The 25,866-nt window shown below is 54.5% G+C and carries 25 protein-coding genes and 3 pseudogenes; 20 read left to right on the top strand and 8 right to left on the bottom strand.

Features of this window, described 5'->3' with window-relative positions; genetic code table 11:
• Positions 1 to 142: 142 nt before the first annotated feature.
• Genes ACKXF7_RS15505 through ACKXF7_RS15495 form a run of 3 tightly spaced genes read right to left on the bottom strand, consistent with a single transcriptional unit; the run spans position 143 to position 2,559 of the window.
• Positions 143 to 877 (bottom strand): ABC transporter permease, encoded by a 735-nt coding sequence (locus tag ACKXF7_RS15505; protein ID WP_097779986.1) that lies wholly within the window; start codon positions 875 to 877, stop codon positions 143 to 145.
• Between the two features lie 4 nt (positions 878 to 881).
• On the bottom strand, positions 882 to 1,631 hold the full coding sequence (locus ACKXF7_RS15500) for an ABC transporter permease (protein WP_120021017.1): 750 nt from the start codon (positions 1,629 to 1,631) through the stop codon (positions 882 to 884).
• 1 nt (position 1,632) lies between these two features.
• Positions 1,633 to 2,559 (bottom strand): ABC transporter ATP-binding protein, encoded by a 927-nt coding sequence (locus tag ACKXF7_RS15495; protein ID WP_120021016.1) that lies wholly within the window; start codon positions 2,557 to 2,559, stop codon positions 1,633 to 1,635.
• Positions 2,560 to 2,724: 165 nt separating this feature from the next.
• On the opposite strand from ACKXF7_RS15495, the gene ACKXF7_RS15490 reads away from it, so the two are divergent.
• The 4 genes from ACKXF7_RS15490 to ACKXF7_RS15475 all read left to right on the top strand — a co-directional run bounded on the left by ACKXF7_RS15490 (position 2,725) and on the right by ACKXF7_RS15475 (position 6,073).
• Positions 2,725 to 3,444, top strand: a complete 720-nt coding sequence (locus tag ACKXF7_RS15490; protein WP_120021015.1) for a response regulator transcription factor — start codon at positions 2,725 to 2,727, stop codon at positions 3,442 to 3,444.
• The gene (locus ACKXF7_RS15485; protein ID WP_120021014.1) at positions 3,441 to 4,805 is read left to right on the top strand and encodes a sensor histidine kinase; all 1,365 of its coding nucleotides are present in this window, start codon (positions 3,441 to 3,443) and stop codon (positions 4,803 to 4,805) included. The genes ACKXF7_RS15490 and ACKXF7_RS15485 overlap by 4 nt, the downstream gene beginning before the upstream one ends.
• A 616-nt stretch (positions 4,806 to 5,421) precedes the next feature.
• Positions 5,422 to 5,673, top strand: coding sequence for a DUF6061 family protein (locus tag ACKXF7_RS15480; protein ID WP_097779817.1), 252 nt, complete (start codon positions 5,422 to 5,424; stop codon positions 5,671 to 5,673).
• Positions 5,674 to 5,743: 70 nt separating this feature from the next.
• Positions 5,744 to 6,073, top strand: coding sequence for a hypothetical protein (locus ACKXF7_RS15475; protein WP_423741804.1), 330 nt, complete (start codon positions 5,744 to 5,746; stop codon positions 6,071 to 6,073).
• 20 nt (positions 6,074 to 6,093) lie between these two features.
• On the opposite strand, the gene ACKXF7_RS15470 is transcribed toward ACKXF7_RS15475, so the two are convergent.
• From ACKXF7_RS15470 to ACKXF7_RS15460, 3 genes are read right to left on the bottom strand one after another with little or no spacing between them, the layout of a single operon-like run.
• Positions 6,094 to 6,978: a hypothetical protein gene (locus tag ACKXF7_RS15470; protein ID WP_423741803.1), complete on the bottom strand. Its 885-nt coding sequence runs from the start codon at positions 6,976 to 6,978 to the stop codon at positions 6,094 to 6,096.
• A 12-nt stretch (positions 6,979 to 6,990) separates the two neighbouring features.
• On the bottom strand, positions 6,991 to 8,526 hold the full coding sequence (locus tag ACKXF7_RS15465; protein ID WP_423741802.1) for a relaxase/mobilization nuclease domain-containing protein: 1,536 nt from the start codon (positions 8,524 to 8,526) through the stop codon (positions 6,991 to 6,993).
• A complete protein-coding gene (locus ACKXF7_RS15460) occupies positions 8,498 to 8,932 on the bottom strand; it encodes a plasmid mobilization protein (RefSeq protein WP_423741801.1) in 435 nt (144 codons plus the stop codon). The genes ACKXF7_RS15465 and ACKXF7_RS15460 overlap by 29 nt, the downstream gene beginning before the upstream one ends.
• A gap of 1,240 nt (positions 8,933 to 10,172) precedes the next feature.
• Here ACKXF7_RS15460 and ACKXF7_RS15455 point away from each other — a divergent pair.
• The 16 genes and pseudogenes from ACKXF7_RS15455 to ACKXF7_RS15380 all read left to right on the top strand — a co-directional run.
• A complete protein-coding gene (locus tag ACKXF7_RS15455; RefSeq protein WP_423741800.1) occupies positions 10,173 to 10,940 on the top strand; it encodes an alpha/beta fold hydrolase in 768 nt (255 codons plus the stop codon).
• Positions 10,941 to 11,041: 101 nt separating this feature from the next.
• Positions 11,042 to 11,905: an MBL fold metallo-hydrolase gene (locus ACKXF7_RS15450; RefSeq protein ID WP_423741799.1), complete on the top strand. Its 864-nt coding sequence runs from the start codon at positions 11,042 to 11,044 to the stop codon at positions 11,903 to 11,905.
• Complete coding sequence (locus ACKXF7_RS15445) at positions 11,902 to 12,603, top strand: L-2-amino-thiazoline-4-carboxylic acid hydrolase (protein WP_348584015.1); 702 nt, start codon at positions 11,902 to 11,904, stop codon at positions 12,601 to 12,603. The genes ACKXF7_RS15450 and ACKXF7_RS15445 overlap by 4 nt, the downstream gene beginning before the upstream one ends.
• Positions 12,604 to 12,705: 102 nt before the next feature.
• A pseudogene (locus ACKXF7_RS15440) lies at positions 12,706 to 12,870 on the top strand (class I SAM-dependent methyltransferase); the annotation flags it as partial.
• Entirely contained in the window at positions 12,867 to 13,793 is a 927-nt protein-coding gene (locus ACKXF7_RS15435) for a ketopantoate reductase family protein (RefSeq protein ID WP_423741798.1), read from the top strand. The pseudogene ACKXF7_RS15440 and the gene ACKXF7_RS15435, both read left to right, overlap by 4 nt.
• Positions 13,790 to 14,422, top strand: a complete 633-nt coding sequence (locus tag ACKXF7_RS15430; RefSeq protein WP_423741797.1) for an L-2-amino-thiazoline-4-carboxylic acid hydrolase — start codon at positions 13,790 to 13,792, stop codon at positions 14,420 to 14,422. The genes ACKXF7_RS15435 and ACKXF7_RS15430 overlap by 4 nt, the downstream gene beginning before the upstream one ends.
• A gap of 6 nt (positions 14,423 to 14,428) precedes the next feature.
• Positions 14,429 to 15,034 (top strand): L-2-amino-thiazoline-4-carboxylic acid hydrolase, encoded by a 606-nt coding sequence (locus ACKXF7_RS15425; RefSeq protein WP_423741796.1) that lies wholly within the window; start codon positions 14,429 to 14,431, stop codon positions 15,032 to 15,034.
• Between the two features lie 17 nt (positions 15,035 to 15,051).
• On the top strand, positions 15,052 to 15,798 hold the full coding sequence (locus tag ACKXF7_RS15420; protein WP_423741795.1) for an alpha/beta fold hydrolase: 747 nt from the start codon (positions 15,052 to 15,054) through the stop codon (positions 15,796 to 15,798).
• Positions 15,799 to 15,974: 176 nt separating this feature from the next.
• Positions 15,975 to 16,214 (top strand): hypothetical protein, encoded by a 240-nt coding sequence (locus tag ACKXF7_RS15415; RefSeq protein ID WP_423741794.1) that lies wholly within the window; start codon positions 15,975 to 15,977, stop codon positions 16,212 to 16,214.
• A gap of 153 nt (positions 16,215 to 16,367) precedes the next feature.
• Entirely contained in the window at positions 16,368 to 17,222 is an 855-nt protein-coding gene (locus ACKXF7_RS15410; RefSeq protein ID WP_254281857.1) for a helix-turn-helix domain-containing protein, read from the top strand.
• 268 nt (positions 17,223 to 17,490) lie between these two features.
• Entirely contained in the window at positions 17,491 to 18,105 is a 615-nt protein-coding gene (locus ACKXF7_RS15405) for a hypothetical protein (protein WP_005927524.1), read from the top strand.
• Positions 18,106 to 18,179: 74 nt separating this feature from the next.
• On the top strand, positions 18,180 to 19,949 hold the full coding sequence (locus tag ACKXF7_RS15400; RefSeq protein WP_179859046.1) for an ABC transporter ATP-binding protein: 1,770 nt from the start codon (positions 18,180 to 18,182) through the stop codon (positions 19,947 to 19,949).
• Between the two features lie 3 nt (positions 19,950 to 19,952).
• The gene (locus ACKXF7_RS15395; protein WP_423741793.1) at positions 19,953 to 21,680 is read left to right on the top strand and encodes an ABC transporter ATP-binding protein; all 1,728 of its coding nucleotides are present in this window, start codon (positions 19,953 to 19,955) and stop codon (positions 21,678 to 21,680) included.
• Positions 21,681 to 21,783: 103 nt separating this feature from the next.
• Entirely contained in the window at positions 21,784 to 21,981 is a 198-nt protein-coding gene (locus ACKXF7_RS15390; RefSeq protein WP_423741792.1) for a recombinase family protein, read from the top strand.
• Positions 21,932 to 22,651: pseudogene (locus ACKXF7_RS15385) on the top strand (hypothetical protein); the annotation flags it as partial. The gene ACKXF7_RS15390 and the pseudogene ACKXF7_RS15385, both read left to right, overlap by 50 nt.
• A 38-nt stretch (positions 22,652 to 22,689) precedes the next feature.
• Positions 22,690 to 22,830, top strand: a pseudogene (locus tag ACKXF7_RS15380) (transposase); the annotation flags it as partial.
• A 228-nt stretch (positions 22,831 to 23,058) separates the two neighbouring features.
• Here the strand turns inward: ACKXF7_RS15380 and ACKXF7_RS15375 are convergent.
• Positions 23,059 to 24,888, bottom strand: a complete 1,830-nt coding sequence (locus ACKXF7_RS15375; RefSeq protein WP_423741791.1) for an amylosucrase — start codon at positions 24,886 to 24,888, stop codon at positions 23,059 to 23,061.
• Between the two features lie 3 nt (positions 24,889 to 24,891).
• Positions 24,892 to 25,824 (bottom strand): carbohydrate kinase family protein, encoded by a 933-nt coding sequence (locus ACKXF7_RS15370; RefSeq protein WP_423741790.1) that lies wholly within the window; start codon positions 25,822 to 25,824, stop codon positions 24,892 to 24,894.
• Positions 25,825 to 25,866: the final 42 nt, after the last annotated feature.

Below are 25,866 nucleotides of genomic sequence, written 5' to 3'. Positions count from 1 at the left end.
AATCGCAGTGTGTCAACAAAAAACTTTGAAGATGTGCTGATTTCGGCAGCTTGCAAGAAAAAACGAGGGAAACTTTGGCAAAAAGAGAGAGGGCTGGACGGTGCCAGCCCTCTTGACAGGAGCAGATACGCAGATTTCTATTTTATGCCCGCACATCCTCCCGGCGCAAAAGCAGCCATGCCAGAAGGAACATCGTCCCCAGCCAGAAGATGCAGCTGAAGGCAAACAGCCCGTAGCTGCCAGCCAGAGCATCCGCACTTTTGTTGGAGTTCATACCGAGTTGCATCAGGGAATAGGGCCACAACAGCCCATGCCCCTTGGAGCTGATAAAGATGCCGGTAATGCCGCCCAGAAGCCCCAGAAAAATGGGCACAGCAAAGCTGCGGATGACCATGGCCAGCACCAGCTGTGCGGCAATGACAGCCAACGCACCCAGCAGTCCCCGCAGTAAAAACAGAGGTAAGGTGACCGGCGGCAGCCCGGGCAGGTGGGCAAATACCTTGCCGCAGAACACGAACAGCGCGAACACAAAGCCGTGGGTCAGCAGCGCCAGCTTTGTCACCACCGCAAACTTTGCGGCAAACAGGTCCAGCGGCGGTACGGGGCTTGCCATGATCAGGTTCCAGTTGTGCCCCAGATGTTCCAGCCGCCACAAGTAGGCAGCATAGGTGGCGACCATGGCAGGGAAGAAAAGCATGGAATAAAACAGGGTGTGCTGGGTCCACAGGCTGTACCAGCCGTCGGTGAGGATCTCAAGATTTTGCAGATAATTGAAAGTACCGTAGGTGGCCGAAAGAATGGGCAGCACAAAGAACATTGCCCAGATGGGGGATGCGTGGAGTTTGCGGTTCTCCGCAAGAATACAGCGTTTCAGCATGGTTTTATACCTCCTCGTCCTGTACCTTGCGCCACGCAAGGGCAAACAGTACTGCGCCCAGCGCAAGGGTAAAGGCCAGCAGCCCCCAGTTGAAGGGGCGGGTGCCGTAGGTGACGGTGTGGGTGGCCTTGTCCCAGTTCGCCACTTCGTAGGCGCTCAGAGGGATGTAGTACCCAAAGGGCACAAAATAACTGGCAAGCGGCGGCATAAAAGCAGAGAACAGCCCCACCAGCGCCCCTACGATGCCCACGCAGAGCGCCGGCAGGGGATTGCCTACCCACAACATCAGCAGAAATTCTCCAAAGAAGAGCATTGTGTCCACAGTCAGCGTGCAGACGAACAGATAGCATAGCTGCCCAGTGGGAAAGGCTTCGGTATAACCATGGACACGCCCCAGCACCGGAACACAGGCCAGCTCCAGCACCGTGACCAACAGCACCTCCAGCACCCCAAAGACCGCCTTGCTTGCAAACAGGCTGCGGCGGCTCTGCAGGGTGTAGAGCAGCTTGGCGGTGTTGCCTTTGATCTCCATATCCCACAGCCGGGAGGCCAGCACTGCCATCATCACCGGCATCAGAATGGCTTCAATGACGGGCAGGCTGTAAAGCAGGGCGCTGTAACCGTTGGCAAGCTCCTCCGGGTCTGCCGGGGCAAGGCCGCCCACCCATAGCACGACAATGCCGGGGATGAGCAGGCAGAGAGCAAGGTCATGCCTACGGTGGGCTTTTTGCAGTTCTGCACGGAAAGCTGCCATCTTACGCCACCTCCCCGCTGGTCTGGGTCAGGCTGAGGAAGATATCCTCAAGGCTCTTTGTCTGTGCCGTCAGGCCAACCACACCCACGCCGCTTTCGGCAAGGGTACAGACCAGTGCCGCTAGCGCTTCGTCCGGCAGCGGGGGAAGCTGCAGGGTGTCCGGCTGGTCTGCCGGTGCAGCGGCTTTTACTCCCTGCTGCTGCAGGACGGCTGCGGCTTTGGGTGCGTCCAGCACCCGCAGCAGAATGCCGCCCCGGCTGTGCTTTTGCAGTTGCTGCAGAGAACCCTCGAACAGCAGCCTGCCGTGGTTCAGGATGCCCACCTGATCCACCATCTGCTCGATCTCGCCCAGCAGGTGGCTGGAGATCAGCACGGTGGCTCCGGTGGTCTGGGGCATGGAAGCAATCAGACTGCGCATCTCCTGAATACCCGCCGGGTCCAGACCATTCGTAGGTTCGTCCAAGATCAGCAGTTTGGGGCTGCCCAGCAGCGCCATGGCAATGCCCAGCCGCTGCTTCATGCCAAGGGAATACTGCCCCACCTTCCGGTCAGCGTCTTTGGTCAGGTGCACGATCTCCAGCACCCGGCTGATGTCCTTCCGGTCCACGTCTTTCAAGTCAGCCACGATGGAAAGGTTTTCCCGGGCAGTCAGGTGCAGGTAACCGGATGGGGATTCGATCAGACTGCCGGTCTGCCGCAGCAGAGCGATGCGGTTTGCTTCGTTCAGGGTGTGTCCCAGCAGTTCCACACTGCCGCCGGTGGGGTGTACAAGCCCCAGCAGCATCTTCATGGTGGTGGATTTGCCCGCACCGTTAGGGCCTAAAAATCCGTAAACACAGCCCTCCGGGACAGTCAGGTTCAAATGATCCACCACCGGACGGCCATGGTAGCTTTTGCAAAGGGCATGGGTCTCAATCACAGGTTTCATAAATGGTCTCCTTTCGCATTCATGGTTTTCGGAACGATGCCAGAATACACCCGCTGCCTTAAACTGACCGGAAGGCCAGCTTAAATTCCCCTTAAATTTGCAGGTGTTTTCCGCTGCGGCGCAAAAAGTGTGGTATAGTAAAGGCGGGAAAGGAGAACTGCCCTTATGGATACCATTTATGATGCAAAGCTTCTCATCGTGGACGACAACGCCGAGCTGCTGGCACTGCTGTGTGAGCAGCTGCGGGGCGCAGGATATGGCCATATCAGGACGGCCCAAAGCTGCGCCGCTGCCCGCGCCTGTGTTGCGGCAGAGCAGCCGGAGCTGATGATTTTGGATATCAACCTGCCGGATGGGGATGGATTTTCGCTGTTCCGGGCGCTGCGGGCAAAAGCGGATGTCCCGGCGCTGTTCCTCTCCGCACGGGATGCGGATGCCGACCGTCTGTTCGGGCTGGGTCTTGGCGCAGATGACTACCTGACCAAGCCTTTTCTGATGCAGGAGCTGCTGCTGCGGGTGCAGCATATTTTGCAGCGGGCGTACCGGGCAGAGCTGTCCCGTACAAAACCGGCACCTTTGCAGCTGGGGGAGCGGTGCGTAGACCTGAATGATGCCATTGTTACCCTGCCGGAGGGCAAAACACTGACGCTGACCGCTACCGAGCTGGCGCTGCTGCGGAAATTGGCAGAGAACCGGGGACACATCGTTACCTACGATGCTCTTTGTGCGGCGGTCTGGGGCGCAGATTACTATGGCTACGAGAACAGTCTGGGGGTACATATCCGGCATCTGCGGGAGAAGCTGGAAGCCGAACCCGGTGCACCGCAGTTTCTGCGGACGGTGCGGGGCATTGGCTATAAGCTGACAAAGGGGGAAGAAGCATGAAAACCTTTGTGCGCCTGATCCGGCGGTATGTGCTGGCGGCGGTGGGCATCGTTCTGCTGTTGTTGTTTTCCGGTGTTGCAGTGCTGTGCTGGCTGGGTTGGCAGGAGAGTTGCCGCTTGCCGCAGCGGGAGTACTCCTCCAGCGAAATCGCGGATTCCATGGTGGAAACGGCAGAAGGGCTTGCCTTTGGGGCAGAACGCACCCCGCAGGAATGGATGAATGGCTACGAGTGGGCGATGGTGCTGGACGATGTGGGAAACATCCGCTGGAGCTACGGCCTGCCGCAGGATCTGAACCATGCCTACACTCCCGGCGATATCGCCAAATTTGCCCGCTGGTATCTGGCGGATTACCCGGTGTTCTGCTGGACAGAACCCTATGGACTGTTCGTCATCGGGCTGCCAAAGGGGAGCCTGTGGAAGTACAGCATTTACAGCTCACCGGACTTTGCCCTGAGCATGGTGCGGGTGCTCCCGGCGGCAGCGCTGGGAATGCTGCTGCTGGGTCTGGTTCTCTGCTTCTGGTTGAGCTGGCGGGGGGCAAAGCGGCTGGAGACCGTGGCAAACGGTCTGGATGCACTGGCGCAGGGGCAGACCGTCCGGCTGCCTACCGACGGTTTTGCCGGGGAACTGGCAGAAAAGCTGAACCAGACCGGGGCGCAGCTGCAAGCCAAAAATGAGATGCTTTCCCGGCGGGACAACGCCCGCACCCAGTGGATCGCAGGGGTCAGCCATGACGTGCGCACCCCGCTGGCTCTGATCTTAGGCTGGGCGGAGCAGCTAGAACAGGATACGCTTTTGCCGGACAGCTCCCGGCAGAAAGCGACCGGAATCCGCACCCAGTGCGAAAAGCTGCGCACCCTCATTGATGACCTGAACCTGACCAGTAAGCTGGAATACGGTGCCCAACCCCTGCGCCGGAAAGACCTCCGGGCAGGGCCGCTGTTCCGGCAGCTGGTGGCGCAGTTTTGCGAAAGCCCGCTGGCAGAGCGCTGCGAGGTCACACTGGAACAGGAAGAACCAGCAGAGCAGACAGTGCTTTCGGTGGATGAGGCGCTGCTGGCACGGCTGCTGGAAAATCTGCTGAACAACAGCGTCCGGCATAACCCAAAGCCGGTGAACATTACCGTGCACACCCGGCAGGTAGGGGAGCGCTTCTGCCTGACCGTGGCAGATGACGGTATTGGCTATCCGGCTGCCGTTCTGGTGGCACTGAACGCTGCGGAGCCTGCCGAAAATGCGCCTCATATCCTTGGCCTGTATGTAGTGCAGCAGATCGCCGCCGCCCATGGCGGCACGGCAGTGTTCGGGCAGAACACCCCCTGCGGGGCAAAAACAACGGTCTGGCTGCCGGTAAAATAAAAAATGTGAACCTTTTAGGTGTTTCCACCCAGAAAAGTCCACATAGAAAGAGCTGCTTTGGATTTATAAGAGATCGCAGTTGTCCAAATCCCTGCCATGAATCGTAGTTGTTGATGTACATTTGATGCTTAGTCTGAACAGGCAAGATTGTAGCTGCCGTGTCGAGCTTGAACCCGGCCGTTTTTCCGGCTTTGCATAAAAACTCAATGCCTGTTTAAGGAGCTGATTTTGGCTCTGCACATTTTTGCACACTTTTTGCACACCGGAACGGCTGGATAACGGATGCAAGAGGGGATAACAGGTGCAAAGAATGCAGCAGATGCAAAATGCAAATTTACGGTGAAACGATAAAAATAACGATTTTACGCAACTCTGGAAATTGACGATTGTTGCACGTTGGTTTCTCTTAATCAGTGGGCCCAGGGTTCGAGTCCCTGGAGGTGCACCACATCAACAAAATCCGAACTTTTTTCCGATAGGAGAAGGGTTCGGATTTTTTGTATTCTTCGGAAAACAGAACGAATCCCTTGCTTCCATCGAAAAACGTCCTAGACCTTATCACAAAAAAGCACGACAGACCACGGTAAGAGTGCCGTAAGGCGGAAAGGACACAAACATGAAGTACGATGCAAGAGCTTGTCATTTCAACATGGACACCAGCTGCGTGGAGCTGTTGCTCCGGGATGGCAGAAAGGTTTCTATCGACTGCACCGGGGTCGAGGATGCGCTGGATGTGACCATGGCGCAGCAGACGGAGCTGGATTACCTTATTTACAATGACCCACTGGGCTATGCGGATTTGATTCTGAACGGCAATCTAGAAGAATACTTGAAAAACGTAACCGGGAGCCATGGGCTAGAAGATTAAGGGCAAAACAAAAAACAGGGTGCGCCCCTGAATAGGACGCACCCTGCAAAAGACCACAGACGATAGCGATATGTACAACAGGGAGTTCCCCAGCGGGAACTTCCTGTTTTTCGTTGTTTGCATTATGAGCCTGTTCAGCCTGCCACGCGGCAAACTCTCTTTGCCCTTCCTCGCTGTTCCAACAGGCAAGGATGGCCGGGTAGAACGCCCGTGCCAGACGGTCGATGACATCATCGGGGTAAGGGGAAATGTTTGTGGACTTTTTCTTTTTGTTCAAACGCACGCTCCTTTGATCGTCCCACCGTGGCAAAGCCGGGCGAGAAAATCAAAGTTCCAATTCTTATCAGGCGCAAGGGCGCGGATGTTTTCCGCCCTGCACATGCGGCTGGTGGCTCGTTGATGGCTTACAAGTGCCTGTCGTTATGCGATTTTTTCATCGTTCAGCATTTCTTCAAACTGTGCCATATACGCTTTGTGCTGCTTGAGGATTTTTAGAGTTTCAGTTTTGGCGTAGGAATCGTCCGGTAGCTTAGGCAAGTATCTCATCAAAAAATCAAAGTCCTGCTGAATCCGCCGGACAGCAACCTCCAGCGCGGAGTAGTTGATTCCAGAGTAGTGTGAGTAGCTCGACTGCGGAGCGGGACGGTCTTCCGGGTGCAGAATCTCGTGCACGATCTGCTTGCGGTTCGGAAAATCAGCTCTAGCGAGGCGGTGCATATCGGCATCACGGACTTTGAATTGCCCGGACAGGATTTTCTCCTGCATACCGGGCACCATCTGTTCCATAATCTCTACGCCGCGCATGAACTTCTCAGATCGGACAACGTAAGATTCACTGACGTTGTTCCGCTCTGCAATCTGCTTGCGGATGCTCGCTTCCGCAGAGGCGGGAGGAATTGTGTCAATTTGACACAATTCCTCCGGGGCGGTTTTCTTGGCAGCAGCCGTGTGCTGGTTGTTGCCGTTTCCACCGGGCTTCCGATGTTCCACACTGTACTGCTTTCCAATGAGGAACTTCTTCTGCTCCGGGGTCAGATTGCGCCGCCCCAGTTGATTTTTGCAGATCCAAGCGAGGACTTCTTCCCGGCTTTCAAACGGGAGCGGCATGGTGGAGAAAGAGATTTCGGGATGCTTCTGAACGATTTCATAACGATTGTGGCCGTCAACAAGGGTGTTGTTCCAAACGATCAAAGGAGAGAGCAGCTTGCCCTCTTTCAGGATATTTTCTTCAAGCTGCTTAAATTCATCATCGGTCAGAGGGGGAATCTGGGACTGAAACTCCGGGTCGATTTTCAGATTGATCATACGCACACTCCTTTATCTCTCCTGCTGCGTCTGTTCTTCCTCCCGGAAAAAGGACGCAACATTCTGCTTTGCGGTTTTCAGTTTGAGCAGTTCCTCTTTAGATTCCTTGTACTGCTCGTAGAACTTTGCCTTTTCGGATGCCAGCTGCGCATACTCGGCTTCCAGCTTTTTCGGGCTGGGCAGCTTGGTGAGGTTGTTTGCCTTGAAATAGGCTGCTGCCGCCCGGTACGCTGTCAGCTCTGCACGATGCTGTTCCTCAAAGGCTGCGGGTCGTTTGGCAGTCTTTAACTGCTGTGCAACATTCTTGGTGCTGGTGTAGGCTGCGATGTGATAGCGCAGCTCTTTGCTGAATTTCATGCGACCTTCGAGGTCTTTCACCACTGCCAGTGCGTCGTGGTACTTGGTTTCCAGTTCGGCGATGCGCTGGTTCAGGGTGTCCTCGTTGAGCAAATCTTTTTCCTGCAAGAGGATCAGAGTTTGTGCCATGGCTTTGAGGTTGTACTTCTTTGCCCAACGCTCATAGCCTGTGCCCTTGCCCGCGGCCAGCTTTGCCTGAATGTCAATCAGTTTCCCGATGGTATCTTGCTTGAACTGCGCCTTGGGCTTGCGTTCGGCGTTTGCCTGCAACGTAGCAAGCACTGCCGCCTTATCGAACTTGTCACCGAGATGTTTCGCTCGGATAAACTTCGTTCTGCCGGAAGGCAAATAACTGAGTCGTCCACGGCTTTCCTTGACGGCAATGCCGTACTGCTGCAAGAGCCTGTCGGAAAAATCTTCAAAGCTGGTAGCACGGTACAACACCGAAGAAATCTGTTTCCGCAGGGTATCTTTTACGGTTTCAAACTTCTTCTGCTTGGGCTGTTGTCCAGCTGCGGCAAGGGCTGCGTTTGCAAGGTCGAGCTTCTGCTGCCCACGCCGTCTTGCCCAATACTCGGCTTCGCTCACGCGCTCCTTCGAGCCGTTGAGCAGGTCGATCTGGTACAGTCCGGCACCCTCGCACAGCTCCATGACCTCGACACGGAGGTGTCGCATGGTCTGGGCGGTGCTGGAGTGCTTCATACCCTCACGCCAATCGCGGGGCTTCTGCATATAGGGCTTACGCTCCACTTCTCGTGTTCGGACGCTGCCGATCACGATGTGGACATGGATGTTTCCCGAATGGTTGTGTCCATCCGGGTGAGTGCAGACGATGGCAGGATGACCGGGGAAGTTTTCTTCGCAGAATTTCAGGCCAAGTGCCTGTGCCTTTTCCATGGTCAAGCTGTTGTCGGCTGCATCTCGTGGGTCAAAGCTGATGATATACTGGTGGCTCTTGATATCACCATGCTGGGTGTTCTTGCCATACTTGCGGTTTGCCAGCAGGCAGGCCGTTGCAAACGAGAAAGCGCCGCACTCAAGGGTATCGAGCAGGTAGGATTCCCGCAGCTTCGGTCTGCCTTGTTCATCCAGAAGTTGCTTTCCAGTGAACGCATCATGCTGGTAAACGAGGTACGCTTCGATGGCGGTGTAGTCCGAGTTTTTAGAGGCGATATGCTTGAGCGTTGCCATACAGTTCACCTAGAACTTTCTCGGCGTTGAGCCGAAATGCGGTCAGGTCTGCAAGTTCGTCAAGGAGTTTCGCCCGAATCTGCTCGGTGTCTGCACCGCCGGAGTTGAAGTGCCTTGCAAGCTGGTTGAGGTTGGTGCCCACCTTGCTGCACTGAGCAAGCAGGGTGGAAACGGCGGTCAAGGCTTCTTCTCCGCCGTCGGCAACGATGACTGTTTTCTCGATCTTGACATTGTGGATGGCACGGCGGATAAAAGTGGAGAGGGAGAGATTCAGGAGTTTTGCAGTACATTCGAGTTCCAGTTTTTCATTTTCCGTTACCCGGAACTTGATGACGTGCGTTTTGATGTTCGGCGTGTCGTGGTGCTGGGAATTGCTAGGGGTCGATTGAACATTCGTTTTGGTCATTGTACCTCCTGTCTGTTCGATAACTCCTCGGTGAAGTTATGTAAGCACGACACGCCGTTGCTGTTCGCACCGTCAGGTGCGAACCATGAGCAGGGTTTGGGGCAGGCACGCCCCAACAAGATCACTTCGGAAATGCAGACGCATTGTAGAAGTGAAGTCCCGGATGGACAGAAAATTTTCAAGAATTGAAAATTTGTGGCCACGGGACGGTTCTTGCCCTCTACCGCTGCGCTCAAAACCGTTTCTGGGTAATTGTTTCCGAATTGTTAAGGCGCAAAAAAATAAGTAGAGGTTGTGCTGCTCATGTATGTGGGTCACCGTTTGCTCCGAACGCAGTTCCTGCCCCTGTTTGTGCAGCGGCGTTGACGAAAAGTCGGTATCACGTTCGGTCGGCTCATGAGATTTTCAAGGTGCGTTTCCCATAAAAGAAAAATACCGCCCATGCAGCATAGCGATGGATTTTGTCGGGTGAAACAGCGGCAAAATGAATCGGGTGTGTTGCGGGGCGGTAAATTCTTTTGCGGACTTTCCCTCACTGAAGTGGTGGGTCTCACGGTGATAACCAACCACTTTCTGTGGCTGTGTTCAAAATGAACACGACTACATCTTGTGGATGAATTTGAACCAATCCACAAAATCAATGGGATTTACAAGAAAAATACCACGGCATGTAGAATGCGTCAAGAGGGTTTTGAAAAATTTATTGAAGTGAAGCAAGAAAAGTATGACACATCTTGTAGCTTTAGGAAAAAATACGCTATGTGAATCAGAACAACCCCCCTTTTCTGTCTGCGGTAGATTTTTCTATTGCCGGCAGCAACAGGATGTTGCATTTTTGACCATTGTCTAACAATCGATGCAAAAAAATGCAGGGGAAAAACCCCTCAGATGGTTAGGCAAAACAAATTCACAAAGTAAAAATAGCACTCCCACCGGGCGTTGCCAAGCAGAAACAGACAAGTTTACAGGGACGAAATTTTTTCGATGCGGGAAACGTTTTGCCTCCTCTATGCCGCAGGGGAAGCTCCAATAACGAAATCTTTTTCAAAATCTCCGAAAATGCCTAAACTCCTTGACAGAGGAGACAGCAGGGCGTATTATTTTGGCAGAAGGACCGCTGAGAAGCGGCTTTTTACAAGGCTGAAAGTTAGCTTTACCTAACTCATAACTCTGCCCTATACGAAGAAATATATCTCTTCTATTTACAGGTGGAAAATAAATAGAGAAGGAACGTATCACGATGAAAATCTACACATTTGGTGCAGAGGATGCCCCGGTGCTGTTGCTGCTGCCGGGCACCTGTTGCCATTGGAAAAGCAATTTCGGTGCGGTGATCCCGCTTCTGGCTGACAGCTTCCGGGTGCTGTGCGTCAGCTACGATGGCTTTGATGAGACTGAACAGACTGAATTTCCCACCATGCTGGAGGAGACCGAAAAAATCGAGGCCTACCTCAAGACCCACTGCGGCGGTCGCATCCGGGCGGCCTACGGCTGCTCTCTGGGCGGCTCGTTTGTGGGGCTGCTGGCGGCGCGGCAGAACATCCACATGGACTACGGCATTCTGGGTAGCTCCGATTTGGATCAGGCATCGCCGCTGACGGCAAACTTGCAGACGGATTTTCTGCTGCCATTGATCTACCCTGTGGTGCGAGACGGAAAGATTAAGGCGAAATTTCTCCAAAAGCGTCTGGATAAGCGTGCCAGAGAGTCGGGGGATTATGTCAAAGCCTTTCTGAAAATGTTCGGTGGGGCCCGCCCTTATGTGACCATGCAGAGCTGTAAAAATCAGTTCTACTCCGATCTTATCACTCCGCTGCCGGATAAGATCCATGTGCCCGGTACCGAGATCCATATTTTTTACGCCCTGAAAATGGGCGCAAAATATCGTGCCCGGTATCAGCAGCATTTTGCACATCCTGTTCTCCATGAGCAGAACTTGCAGCACGAGGAATTGCTGGCCTGTCACCCGGAGCAGTGGGCGCATCTGGTAAAAAGCGTTGCATTGTGAACGGTAAAATGTATCTGGAGCAAGCAGGATTTTGTAAGATCCAGAACCACAAAAATAAAAAGGGCTGGCTGTGCATCACAGCACAGAAATGAGGTGCGATTATGTCGAAAAAGGCAACGGAATTTCAAAGAAAAGCAATGAGCTGGATGTACCGGGGCAAGGAAATCTTCAAGCCATTGAACACCGGCTGGATCGACAAGAATGTTGCCTGCGTGCGCGAATGGGTGGCGAACATCTTCTTCTACCGCAAAGGCGATACGACCATTATGGTCGATGCGGGATATAACTACGACCGCCTTGCCGAAAAAATGAGCTGGCTTGGGATTGATCCGAAGTCGATACACCATATCCTTATCACCCATCAGGACACCGACCATGTGGGTGCGGTGGAAGCAGACAGTCCGGGGCTGTTCCGGAATGCGAATCTTTACATCGGCGAGATCGAGAATCAGTATCTCACCGGCGAGGTGCGGCGAAAAGTCATCTATCATCTCTATAAATTGCCGCAAGTCACGATCAACAACGAAAAGGTACTGCTGCACGATGGGCAGGTACTTGACATTGACGGCGTCAGGATCAAGTGTTTTCTGGTTCCCGGTCATACATGGGGACATGTGGTCTACCTCATTGACGATAAGTACCTTTTTACCGGCGACACGCTGTGGTTTGGCGCGGACGGCGGCTACAGCTTTATTTCTGCGCTGGCAGAGGATAACAAGCTGGCAGTGAAGTCTCTGGCACTGCTGGAGAAAAAGCTGAAAAAACGCGGACTGCATCCGCTGTTTATTACCGGCCACACCGGCTGGACGGACAACATGGAGTTTGCCTTTGCGCACAAAAATGAGCTGTGCTCGCCTTTCAAAAAAAGAGCCCACGACCCATCGGCACCCTATGATGCCTACGACGAATCGGACGACACCGAAGAAAATGCAAAGAGCGGTTTTCTGAAAGGCGTGGGAAGATGAGGGACAGCGAATTACAAATTGACCGTAGCTGCCATGTGCTATATTCCAAACCCTGCAAAAAGGAAATTCTGGCGAAAATCACTCTGCACTATCCGGAGGTGGAGCGCGAGGCGGTCTGGGAGCAGGTGCAGCTGAGATACGCAGAGCTTCTTTCCAAGTGGCGCACCGACCTCGGCGGTAAAAAGAATTTTCACAACGGCGTAGGCGGCACCTACGACTGCATCGCCATCATGTGCTTTTACGATGTGTGCCGGGATGTGGTCACATTCCGCGAAATGGAAGAGATAGAAGAAAATCTGATCCTGCCGTCCTTCCGGAAGCTGCGCTTCGTTGACATCAACAAGCCATTCTGGAAAAAGTTGATGTATCGGGCATTCAGCACTGCTCAAAAGCACTGTGACACATGGCATGATTACGAGATGGATGTTACGCCTTACGAAAACAGCAAGCCCATCTATTATGAATTTACGGCGTGTCCGGCGGCGGAATTTGCTAAGCGGTTCGGATTTGCGGACATTATGCCCGCCCTGTGCAATGTGGATTTTGCAGCGATGGAGCTGCTCCATGCCAAGCTCGTGCGGACGACCACCTGCGTGGACGGCTGCCGATGCGACTATACCATCTGCGGCGATCAAGACCCGTATGCAAAGGAACATCCCGAATACCGGGATGAAAACGGATACAGGAGGAACAAGTAATGCTTTTACAGGTGATTCTGGAAGGTCTTGGGTTGGGGGCTTTGCTGTTTCTTGTCTGTGCCGTGGGCATCCGCAAAGGGGCTGTTGGGATGGTGCATCTTTACCCCATGGGACAACCGTTTGCAGGTATCCAGCCGGGGCTATATGCTGGGGTACAACGATTTGAAAGACCCTTCCGTCAGCGGCTTTTTCCGGTTTCTCGCTAAGGTCGGGGACAACGGGATGAAAATGCAGATCGTGAAGATCGGATTTGGAGGCAAGAAATGAAAATTCTGGTATATGGTGCAGGCGTTCTGGGGTGCAATCTGGCAAGAAATCTGCTGCGCGCCGGAAAGGATGTCACTCTGCTTGCGCGGGGAAACTGGGCTGCGGAGATCAGGCAGAACGGCCTGCGGATCAAGGACAAATTTTCGCTCCGCACCTCGGTCAGCCGCATTCCGGTGGTGACGGAGCTTGCACCGGATGCAATGTACGATGTGATCTTTGTGGTCCTGCGCTATACACAGCTGGATTCCGTTCTGGACACGCTGCGGGCGAACCGGACGAAGAACATCGTTTTTGTGGGGAACAATGTGCAGGCGAGGGCGCTGGCGGCGGCGCTGCCGGAAAAGAACGTCCTGTTTGCCTTTGCGCTTTCTGCCGGGCATCGGGAGGCTGACCGGGTGGTCTCCATCGACCTGAAAAAGATCACCATCGGACAGCTGCCGGGTGCAATCTCCAATAAACAGCTGATCGGGCGCATCTTCCACGGCACAAAATATAAGGTTGTTTACGAGCCGAACATGGAGGACTATCTGCTCTGCCATGCCGCGTTTGTGATGCCTGCGGCCTTCGCCTGCTATAAGACAGACGGCGACCTGAAAAAGCTCAGGGGAGATACTGCGTACCTGAACCGTGTGCTGGATGCCAACATCGAGGGATACCGCGCCATCCGGGATGCCGGGCACACCATTCTGCCCAAGGAGGATGCGGACTTTGAAGGGGAAAAGTACCGCAAGACCTGCCTGCGCTTTTTCAAGCTGATGTGTGCCACTTCGCTGGGCAAGCTCTGCGCCTCCGACCATGCTATGAACGCCATCGACGAAATGAGCGCGCTGAACCGGGACCTCAAGAAATTTTTTGATGAACATGGCGCAGCCTACCCGGTATGGCAGGCACTGGAAACGGAAGCCGGGAGGTATCTGCAATGAAATACGCCGGGATGCCTTTTGGAATGTGGGTGCTGTTTTCAGGCTCCTTTCAAAAACAACTGACCGCTGTGCTGGGCTATGATGCAGCCACCGCAAGAACCATCACGAAAAAGGCAAAGCCGCAATACCGGCAGATCATCCGCAGGCTGCCGGAGTTTGAAAAGGCCGACCGCTTCAAAATGAACATCGTCAACTGCGCAATGCTCGGCGCGTTCATCCTCTCCATGCCGCAGCGTCCGGAGGTGGACAGGCTGACGGATTACTACGCAAAATCCATGATGACAGCGCCCATGCAGTGGTTCTGCCGCAAGAGCGGAAAAAGCAAGTTTACCGCAAAGGACATTGCCGCTATGAAGGCAACCGCCACTCTGAAAGCCGCCGACCGCAACCCCTACTCGTGGAACATGGAGTTTTACGAATACCCGGATGGCAGCGGCTACGAGGGACGCTTTACCAAATGCGGCATCTGTGTGCTGATGAAGGAACTGGGTCTGTACGATCTGACCCCTGCCCTGTGCCATCTGGACTACACCATGAGCGAAGCGGGCGGTGTGACAAATTTTGTGCGGCAGTATACCCTTGCCTCCGGCGGACCCTACTGCGACTGCGGGTACAAAAAGAAGGGGTGACGGACGATGAAGGCGAAGGAAACCTATCTTTCCCGTGACTTTCGGGAGACTGCGGCGCAACGCTTTCCCGCGCAGGCAAAGCAGCTGAACGCTGCTTTTGATGCACGCCTGAATGCGCTGCTGGCTGAAAACGCGGGTGCAAGCAAGGAAAAGCAGTACCACCTCAAGCGGCAGATCTTACCGGGCATTGCGGCCTACGAAACCTTGCAGCGGGTCATGCCGAAAGAGGAGGCACTGCAAACCGTTCACGGCTATGTGGAGCGCTTGGCGAGAACGAGCCACAAACAGCTTGCCGCCCTGCTGCACATACCGGGGCTTTACCGCCTTGTTCCCGGCGTTTTCGTCAAATCCACCCGGAGCATTTTCGGCCCGGCGGCGGGCTTTGCCCCAAAAGAACTGCAGACCGGCAGTGGCGTCTGGCGTGTGGATATGATGAAGTGTCCCTATCACGACACCTGCACAGAATACGGATGCCCGGAGCTGTGCCGCTGCTTTTGCGACAGTGATGACATCAGCTATACCGGGCTGCATCCGAAGCTGATCTGGGAGAGAAGCATGACGCTGGGGCGCGGAAATGATCGCTGCGATTTTTGCATGAAGGTCAAAAAATAGCGGGGAGGCAGATTGGTATGGAAATCAAACGATTCGGCAATATAGAGGGAAAGACCATGATGCTGCTGCACGGAAATCTTATGTGCTGGCAGCAGTTTGAGGATTTGATCCCACTGCTGGAAAGGAAATTCTGCGTGTATGCCGTCAGCTTCGACGGCTTTGATGGAACCGGTGAAACGACCTACACGACTGCCCGGGATCAGGCGGACAAGTTGGCGGCTTATATTGAAAAAGAGCTTGACGGACAGTTGGATCTGCTTTTTGCAGAGTCGCTGGGCTGCGGACCGGCTGTTTTTCTGAAGGCTTCCCCAACCGTTCAGATCGATCGGATGATCCTCAGCGGGCCGGAGTATCTGGATTTCGGAGTGCTGAATCGACTGATTTTGAAGGTCATGCCGCAAAAGCAATATCGAACGGCACACGAAAAGTACATGCCTGCATGGGCGCTGCGCTTTATGGGGCAGACGGAGCAGGGAATGCAGACTATGCTCCGCCGTATCCCGGATCATATCAGCTTGGAATCCGTCCGGGCCACTTGGGAGGCAGGACTTTATCTCTATCGAACGGACTTTTTGGTACAGCCCGATGCAAAGGTCGCCTGTTGGTACGGAGAAAAAGAAGGGCACATGAAAAAGGCCATCCAGCGGCTGCGGACGGCATATCCGAGCCTGATCGTCCGCTGCTTCACCGGTTTCGGCCATGGCGAGATCATCAATCATCCAGCGCTGCTTGCGTCGGAGCTGGAACGCTTTTGGCTATTATGATTACGAACAGGAAGCGAAGAAAATGAAGAAAGAAGAAACAAAGCAGTTTATCCGCTGGTGCATCGCGGCTGCGGTGTATGAGAAAAAGCACTCTGCGCACCTCGCAGGATGACAGCGATTGCTGAATTGTCTGTGTTTTTTGCAGAAAGTGCATCCATAGCTTCCGGTGTGTATATATGCTGAAGGATTACCCGCCTTTCCAAGCAAATGATTTTGAATATCTGCGGGGGAGGATACTGATCCTCCTCCCGGAAAATGACATTTTCAAAAAGGAAAATCAGAAACGGTTCGCAGATCTGTTCCGGAAACTGGATGCGGAGATTCACAATGTTCCGGGCGGTCATGTGGGCTTCGTTGTTCAGGCGGAACGTTATCTTGATTTGATGGAAACATTTTTGCAGAGAAATGGAATTTGACAGTTCACGTCTGCGAATCAGTAAGAAAAATCGAATCTTCAGGAAAAGAGAATGGCTATGTATAAATCATTTTTTGATCTTCCCCCGGAGCAAACTGCTTCCACGGCGATGCCCCGCACCGTCGTGTTCTCCAACGGAACGGGGAGCGGGAGTATGACCATCTGTCCACTGTTTTTGGGTGCAGAGCTGTATTATAACGATATGCACCTTGCATTCTTTGAGGAAGCCACGGCACCAATGCGGAATGTCATTGAGATCAACCACTGCCGCGTGGGGCGTTACGAGTGCAGTTTTGGGGCAAATAGCTGCTGCTATCTGGCGGCAGGGGACTTTGCCGTCTGTGCAGCAGCGCGCAAAAAGTCGTCCTCCTGCTTTCCGCTGCGGCACTACCACGGCATCACCATCCTACTGGATCTGGATGCGATTTCGCCGGAAATGCGGAAACAAATGGAATGGTACGGCGTAGACCTTGATGTCATACGGCGGTACATCTGCACGGAAAACCGCTGCTGTATCCTGCGGTCAGAACCGACCATTGCCCATATTTTTTCAGAGCTTTACACAGCGCATTCTGTGCCGGACACTGGCTATCTTCGGCTGAAAGTGCTGGAGTTGCTGCATATTCTGACCCGGCTGAAAAACAGGGAAGATGTGCAGCAGACAGAGTATTTCAATCAGCATCAGGTGGAGTGCGTGAAGCAGGCTGCGGCTCTTCTCACGCAGGAACTGACAGTTCGCCGTACAATCGAACAGCTTGCACAGGAGGTCGGCCTTTCGCCTACGGCATTAAAAAGCTGTTTCAAAGGCATTTACGGAAGCTCGGTCTATGCGTATCAGAAAGAGTACCGGCTGCAGCTGGCACAGAAGCTACTACTCGAAACCGATTGCACGGTTGCTGAAATCGCCCATCGGGTCGGGTACGAAAATCCGAATAAGTTTTCTTCTGCATTTCGGGAAGCAGCCGGCATGACGCCTACGGAGTATCGGAAGATGCGTCCGATTGGATAGATTCTGTCGATTTGGTTCTTGCGCAGAAAGTCCGGTTCCAGTAAAATCAGTATCGCGATTAGTTGAAACTAACGCCGATATTCTGATTTTGTGGAGGAAATTGATAATGCGTTTGATGAAAAGAATTCTGAGTGCAGCTGCTGTGCTAGCTCTGTCTGCTTCTCTTCTGGTTGGCTGCAGCAGCGGCACGGCGAGCTCTGTTCCCGTTTCTGCAAGTTCTGCCGCAGAAAGCACTGTTTCTTCCGTAGAAGAGACCGCCTCTTCTGCTGTGGATGAAAACGAAGCTGCCGCTGCACAGTTGCTGAACGACCTAACGGGCAGCTATCAGGAACTGTGGCCGGTGATTCTGGCGGACGAATATAAGCAGACATGGCTGGATGATTGTACCGCTCTCGTGGGCGAGGACAATGCCGAAGCTGCTTTTGAGAAGCTGTCCTCTATGGTGACAGGTGATGTTTACGGCGAAGATGCAGTCAAAGCGTATGCCAACGGCGGCGGAGCCTATTTCTGCGGCTTTACCAATAGCCTTGCGATCTTGACCTTCGATGGTGAAACTTCTACCATTTCCGGCACCGATAAGGACGGCAATGTGCTGTTCTCCCATACCTATCACTATATTGGCATGGAGCCTGTGCGTGGGCTGTATGAGTTTCAAAGCGATGATGCCGATTCCGGCGAGTTCACCTACTTCTTCCTTGCGCCGGACACCAGTGCGGAAACTTACCATATTGAGTTTCGCTATGGTTCGGATGCAGAAGCTCTGAGCCAGTACGATACAGGCGAATATGCTTACTGGCTGGCCTCCGGCATTTCCACCGACTGTGACCAGACGATGATCGACAACTGCATTGAGCTGTTCTGCACCGAAAATCTGGCGGGTTAAAACGCAGAATGTGCTGTGGAGTTGAAATACCACAGCACATTTTTGCCGCAATCTGATTTGAAGGAGGTCTTTCCGTGAAAAAACAGTCCGATCTTTCCCGGCTGATGGGCTACGCCGGGAACTACCGATATTTCACCTACGCTTCGTGGGTGCTGTCTGCGGTCAGTGCGCTGGTGGCGCTGGTGCCTTTTGTGTACATCTGGAAGATCCTGCGGGATGTGTTGAACGCCGCGCCGGACTATGCGCAGGCGGTGAACATCCCCCATTACGGCTGGATGGCAGTGCTGTTTGCGGTGCTGGCTTACCTCATTTACATTGCGGCACTGATGTGCTCCCATCTGTCGGCGTTCCGGGTGGCGACCAATCTGCGGCTGGAGGTTTCCGAACACCTTGCCACACTGCCGCTGGGCTTTACGGAGACGTTTGGCAGCGGTAAGCTGCGCAAGATCATCCACGAGAGTACTGGCGCAGCGGAGACATTTCTCGCCCATCAGCTGCCGGACAAATATAATGCAATGGCAACACCCATAGGTCTGTTGGTTCTTTTGCTTGTGTTCGACTGGCGGCTGGGTCTGCTGAGTCTCGTTCCGGTGGCACTGGGCTTCGTCATCATGTCCGCCATGACAGGAAGGCGGATGGCAGACAAAATGCGGCAATACGGTAATGCGTTGGAATCAATGTCTAACGAGGCCGTGGAGTATGTCCGCGGCATCCCGGTAGTCAAGACCTTCGGGCAATCCGTCTTTTCGTTCAAAAAATTCAAAGCGACCATTGATGAGTACGAAAAGTGGGTCATTGCCTACACCAAAGAGCTGCGGATGCCGATGATGCTCTATACTGCCGCAATCAACGGTGTGTTTGCTTTCTTGATTGTAGGTGGGCTTCTGTTCACCCGGAACGGTGTGACTTCGGAATTTCTGCTGAACCTGCTGTTCTACATCATCATTACCCCGGTAATCTCCCTGACCCTGACCCGCATCATGTACATGAGCGAAAATGAACTCGTTGTGGCAGATGCGTTGGCTCGTGTGGATTCGGTTCTGGATGCGGAACCTGTGCCAGAAAACGATCATCCGCGGCATCCGAAAGATGCCTCTGTGTCCCTGAAGGATGTGCATTTCAGCTATGATGGCAAAACGGATGTTATCAAGGGCGTTTCGCTGAAAATTCAGCCGGGTCAGATGGTGGCTTTCGTTGGCCCCTCCGGCGGCGGCAAATCCACACTGGCAAACCTGATTTGCCGGTTCTTTGATGTGCAGAGCGGCAGCGTCCGGGTGGGCGGAGCGGATGTGCGGGACATCCCCAAGGAAGAGTTGATGGACACCATCTCCTTTGTGTTCCAGAACAGCCGCCTGCTCAAGGGCAGCATTCTGGACAACGTCCGGCTGGGCAGAGCGCAGGCCACCGAAGCCGAGGTGCTGGCGGCGCTGAAAGCTGCACAGTGCATGGATATCGTGGAAAAGTTCCCGGAGGGCATCCATACCGTCATTGGCACAAAAGGCGTGTATCTGTCCGGCGGCGAGCAGCAGCGCATTGCCATTGCCCGCGCCATGCTGAAAAATGCGCCCATCCTGCTGCTTGACGAGGCCACCGCTTTTGCCGACCCGGACAATGAAGCAAAGGTGCAGGCAGCCTTTGCTCAGCTTGCCAAGGGCAAAACCGTGCTGATGATCGCACACCGTCTGTCCACCGTAGCCAACGCCGACTGCATCTATGTGGTGCAGGATGGGCAGATTGTGGAATCCGGCACAAAGGACGAACTGTGCGCGCAGAACGGCCTGTTTGCCCGGATGTGGCAGGACTATCAGGCCTCGGTGCAGTGGAAGGTCGCAAAGGAGGGGTAAGGAATGATCGAAAAAATTCAACACGCCACAGCCAGCTCCCCGGAGGGCGCAAAGGGGCTTGTAAAGGGCGTTCTAGCCTGTGCGTTCCAGAACATGGCGTTCATGCTGCCCACCGGGCTGCTGTATCTTCTGGTAAAAGACCTGCTGGCAGGCTCTACGAGTGAGAGAAGTACCTTTTATCTGCTGGGATGCGTTGCCTGCTTTGCACTGATTTTACTGACCACATGGTTCCAGTACAACGGCACCTATTTTACCACCTATAAAGAGAGCGGCACCCGCCGCCTGACCCTTGCAGAGCGGCTGCGGAAGCTGCCTCTGTCCTTTTTCGGCAAGCGAGACCTTGCCGACCTGACAAGCACCATCATGGCGGACTGCGAGGTACTGGAAAAGGACTGCTCCCACTTCATCCCCGGTCTGTTCGGCTCCCTCATTTCCACGGTGCTCATTGCCCTGAGCCTGTTCGCCTTTGAGTGGCGGATGGCACTGGCGGCTCTGTGGGTCATTCCGGTATCCGCTGCCATCGTGGTGGGCAGCTATCGGGTACAGGATAAGGTGCAGGCCAGGACCATGGCGGCGAAAATGGCCTGTGCGGACGGTATTCAGGAGTACATCGAGACTCTCCGGGACCTGAAAGCCAGCAATGCGGAGCAGCAGTATCTGTCCGGCCTTTCCGGCAAAATTCGGGCAGTGGAAAAGCAGTCTATTGTGGCAGAGCTGGAAACAGCGCTGTTTGTGTCCTCCGCCGGCATGGTGCTCAAGCTGGGCATTGCATCGGTGGCGCTCACCGGTTCGGTGCTGCTGGTGCAGGGCAGCATCGACGTACTGACCCTGTTTCTGTTCCTGATGGCGGCATCCCGGATGTACGACCCCATGCAGGGGGCTTTGCAGAATCTGGCGGCGGTCATCGCCATGCGTACCAATGTGGGGCGGATGAATGAGATTCTGGACGCTCCCCTGCAGACCGGCAGCGAGCAGCTGACCAATCAGGGCTGCGATATCGTGTTCGACCATGTGGGCTTTGCCTATGACTCCGGTGAAGCGGTGCTGCGGGATGTCTCCTTTACCGCAAAGCAGGGGGAGGTTACGGCGCTGGTGGGCCCCTCCGGCAGCGGCAAGACCACTGTTTCCCGGCTGGCAGCACGGTTCTGGGATTACCAGAAGGGCAGTATCACCGTGGGCGGCATGGATGTCTCCCGAATCGACCCGGAAAAACTCATGAGCCTGTATTCCATCGTCTTTCAGGATGTGACCCTGTTTGACAACACGATCCTCGAAAACATCCGTCTGGGGCGCAAAGGTGCCACCGACGAGGAGGTCCTTACGGCGGCAAAGCTGGCAAACTGCGAGGAATTTGCCGAGAAGCTGCCGGACAAGTGGAACACCAATATCGGCGAGAATGGCTGCGCTCTTTCCGGCGGTGAGCGTCAGCGCATTTCCATCGCCCGTGCTTTTCTGAAGGATGCGCCTATCATCCTGCTGGACGAGGCCACCGCCAGCTTGGATGTGGAAAACGAAACTGCCATTCAGGAGGCACTATCCCGGCTCATAAAAAACAAGACCGTCCTCATCATCGCCCACCGGATGCGCACCGTAGCCGGTGCGGATCAGGTGGTGGTGCTGTCGGGTGGCATCGTGGCCGAGCAGGGCAGCCCGGCAGAGCTGTACGCCCGGAAGGGACTGTACACCCACATGGTGAATCTGCAGTCGGCAAGCCAGAACTGGACGATCTGAGAATGAGAGCAGCTTTTATTTGGGAAAAAGTCTAGCATTCAGTTAAAAACTGTGGTATATACATTATACGAAACACTGCTTTGAAAGAACGCTCCACCGTTCAATGATGTATAAATGGGAGGTGCCTGCCATGACCGCCGCAATCTATGCCCGCTATTCTACTGATAGTCAGCGCGAAGAATCCATTGAAGGTCAGATCCGGGAATGCACCGCCTATGCGGAAAAGAACGGCTTCACGGTGGTCAAGCATTATGTACACCTATTACAAGTGTGCTGCTGCCAAGAAGAAAAAGACCTGTGATAAAAAGGCCGTGCGGAAACAGTGGCTGGAAGATTTGGTGGTCAACGAGACCATGAAGCTGGTGGAAGATGACGCTTCCATGAATGCCATCATTGCCAAAGTCATGGAATTGCAAAATCAGGAAAGCACGGATTTGCCCATCTATGAAAAGCAGTTGAAAGAAACGGAACTTGGCATCACCAATATGCTGAACGCCATCCAGATGGGCATCCTGACCAGCTCCACAAAGGAGCGGCTGGAAGCTCTGGAAGATCAGCGAAAAGAACTGCAAGCCCGCATTGCAGAGGAACGGCTGGCCAAGCCGAAGATGAAAGAGGAGTTCGTCCGGTTTTGGCTGCTTCGCTTCCGCAAGCTGGATATGACCCAGCCGGAGCAGCGGCAGGCACTGGTGGATACTTTCATCAATGCCATCTATCTCTATGATGATAAGGTACTTATTACCTTTAACTATAAGGAAGGTACAGAAACGGTCGCTTTCGGGGAAGCCGTGAAAGCGGAGAAAAGTTCGGATATGAGTGCGCGAGGTGCACCAAATTTTGAACGCCAAATCGTAAGATTTGGCGTTCTTTCTTCATATAGAAAACCACAAGCTATGCTTGTGGAAGAAAAGAGCCGTAGCGTTGAAACGGTAGAAAAAGAACCTCCTTTTGCTATAATTAGAAGCGGGTAACGCCAACCGCATACTAAAGCAAAAGGAGGTTCATCCATATGGACGAGAAAAGTTTATCACATACGAGCTTGAATTGCAAATATCACATAGTGCTAGTACCGAAATATCGCAGGAAAGTGATATACGGAAAGCTAAGAAAAGATATTGGAAAAATACTAAGGACACTATGCGATTACAAGCATAGATTGCCACAAAAATCGAGCCGTGTCAACGTGAACTTGTCGGGGCGAGGCCCCTCCATCTTGCTGCGCAAGACCGTTCTGTCGCTTAAAAGCCCCACTGTGGCTTTCATTGCTCCGCTACGCTGCGCAAACGCGAACTTTTGAGAACACGTCACTTTCGGCAGGGTGCAAGAAACAACGAGGGAAACTTTGGTAAAAAGAGAGAGCCAGGTGGGATCGTTTTGCTTATTTGTTTTTTACCAGCAGTGCCTGATACGGCTCCAGCTCCACATCCGCCAGCCAGACCGGCTTGCCATCGGCGGTCTTATACTTGCCGCCCAGCGCATCCAGACTTGCCCCTGCCGGGTACTCGGTAAAGTTGAACAGTCCCACCAGCGTTTCCTCGCCGCGCTTGCGCACCAGCGCCAGCACGCCGGGGTTGTGGCTGTCCCATGTGGTCACCCACGCATCCGGGGCAAAGCAGGGGTCTGCCCGCATTTGGCGCAGCTGCTCCATGCCCTGCCACAACTGGTTTTGCAGCGTGCCCTTCCGGGTGCGCTGCTTTGCGTTCTCCCAGTTGAATTTGCTGCGGTGCAGGTTACGGCTGTCCTCCACACGGTCGGGGTCGTTTTTGTAGTCCCAGCCATTGAGTTGTGCGATCTCATCGCCGCAGTTCAGCATGGGAAAGCCCTGCAAGAACGCCATGGCAGTGTGCAGCAGCAGGTCGCGCTTCACCGCGTAGTCCAGTGCGGTTTTATCGTCCTTTTCCAGTGCCTGCTCCACGCCACACAGGCTGGCGGTGGTGCCGCAGCTCCGGGCATCGCCGGTGGCAGGGTCGTAGTTGTACAGCTCACCCTTTGCCCAGCTGCCGGGGAAATTGCCCTCGTAGAAGTGGTACAGGTATTCCTTGTGCTTCTGCGGGTCGATGCCCAGTCGTTTCTCCACCGCCTCGTCCAGACCCCAGCCGATGTCATCGTGGCAGCGCAGATAGTTCACGAACCAGCAGTTGTCCGGCAGGGCGTGGAGGGCATCCAGCTGGGCTTTCAGCAGCCGGGTGTCCCGGCTGGCAAGGGCGCCCCACAGGTTGACCATGGTGGACACGTTGTAGAGCATATGGCATTCCGGTTTTTCCGGGGTGCCGAAATAGGCGGCAAGCTCCTTGGGAGCCATGACCACCTCGCCTTTGAGGATGACCGCCGGGCAGACGCACTCCAATACCATGCGGAGCATCCGCACGATGGTGTGCACCTGCGGCAGATTGCGGCAGGTGGTGCCCAGCTGCTTCCAGATATAAGGCACTGCATCAATGCGGAACACCTCTACGCCCAGATTTGCCAGATGCAGGATGCTCTTGGTCATGTCCACGAACACTGCCGGGTTTGCGTAGTTCAGATCCCACTGGTAGTCGTGGAAGGTGGTCAGCACCCACTTGTGCATCTCCTCACACCATGTAAAGTTGCCGGGCGCGGTGTTGGGGAACACCTGCGGAACGGTCTGCTCGTACTGGTCGGGGATGGTGCGGTCCTCGTAGAGGTGGTAATAGGCCTGAAACCACGGGTCGCCCGCCTTTGCCGCCATGGCCCAGCGGTGGGTGCTGGCGGTGTGGTTCATGACAAAATCCAGACACAGGCTGATGCCGGCTTTCCGCAGCTCCCGGGTCAGGTTTTCCAGATCCTTGTTAGTGCCAAGGGCCGGGTCTACGGTGTCAAAATCCTCCACCGCATAGCCGCCGTCGTTGTGGGGATGGGGCATCTGCAGCAGGGGCATCAGGTGCAGATAGGTCAGCTTCTGCTCCTTGAGGTAGGGCAGCTTCTTTGCCAGCTCTTTCAGATTTCCGGCAAAGAGGTCGGTGTACATGGTCATACCGAACATATTGCCCCGCTTGTACCACTCCGGGTCGGCAGAGCGTGCCTTGTCCAGCGCTTTCAGCTCGGCGCTGCGGGCGTTGTAGGCTTCTGCCATCTCCCGCTCCAGAACTTCCAGCCCTTCCCGGTTGTGGTACAGTTCCATGAACAGCCATTCCAGTTCGTCCTTGTGCTTGGCGAATCGGGACTCAAATTCCTGTTTTGCTGCCATGATTCAGCCCTCCACTTCTGCAAGGGTGGGCATGGCAGGGATAGCACCATGCCGGCTGGTGGTGATGCTGGCCGCTTTGTTGGCAAAGGCCAGAATGCCTTCCAGCTTGTCCACGGTCAGGGTGTCCAGCTCCTCCTTGCAGAGCTTAGACAGGGCAGCCCCAAAGAAGGTATCGCCTGCGCCGTTGGTGTCGCCCACCTTGCAGGGAACGCCTGCCACATGGCCGGTCTTGTCCCCAAAGCGGTAGAAAACGCCATCCGGGCCCAGCGTGACGAAAATCAGCCGGATGCCGTTCTGGGCAAGCTGTGCTGTGCCGCTTTCACAGTCGGTGGTGCCGGTGAGCAGAGGCAGTTCTTCATCGGAGACCTTCAGAATATCCACCAGCGGCAGGGGTGCTTTCATCTGTGCGACAGCATCCTCTTTGTTCTTCCAGAGGTTGGCACGGTAATTGGGGTCGTAGGTGATGGTAGCACCCAGCTTTTTGGCGCGGGCGGCGGCATCCAGCGTAGCGGTACGGGAGGGGTCAGCGGTCAGGCTGACAGAGCCGAAGTGCACGATTTTGGCAGCTTTCAGAGCGCCCTCCGAAATGTCCTCTTTGCACAGCATCACATCGGCGTTAGCGCTGCGGTAGAAGCTGAAATCCCGCTCGCCGGTGGCATCCACCGAGACCACCGCCATGGTGGTGGGATGGTCTGCATCCACCGCCATGCCGGAAACATCCACTTTGTTTTCTGCCAGAACCTCTTTCAGGTAGCGGCCAAAAGCATCTGCACCCACCTTGCCGATAAAGGCGGTCTGTGCACCCAGCCGGGCAGCTGCCACCGCCAGATTTGCCGGGGCACCGCCGGGGTTTGCGGCAAACTGAGGAATGCCGCGCGCATCCTTGCCGGTCTGGGTCAGGTCGATCAAAACTTCACCAATCGTTAAAATGTCCATGCGTTTTCTCCTTATTTTTATCCTATAAGCTAAAACCCAACG

It is taken from the genome of Faecalibacterium sp. 7 (genome assembly GCF_049562865.1).
Lineage (GTDB): Bacteria > Bacillota > Clostridia > Oscillospirales > Ruminococcaceae > Faecalibacterium > Faecalibacterium wellingii.
This window is presented reverse-complemented; position numbering and strand designations above follow the sequence as displayed.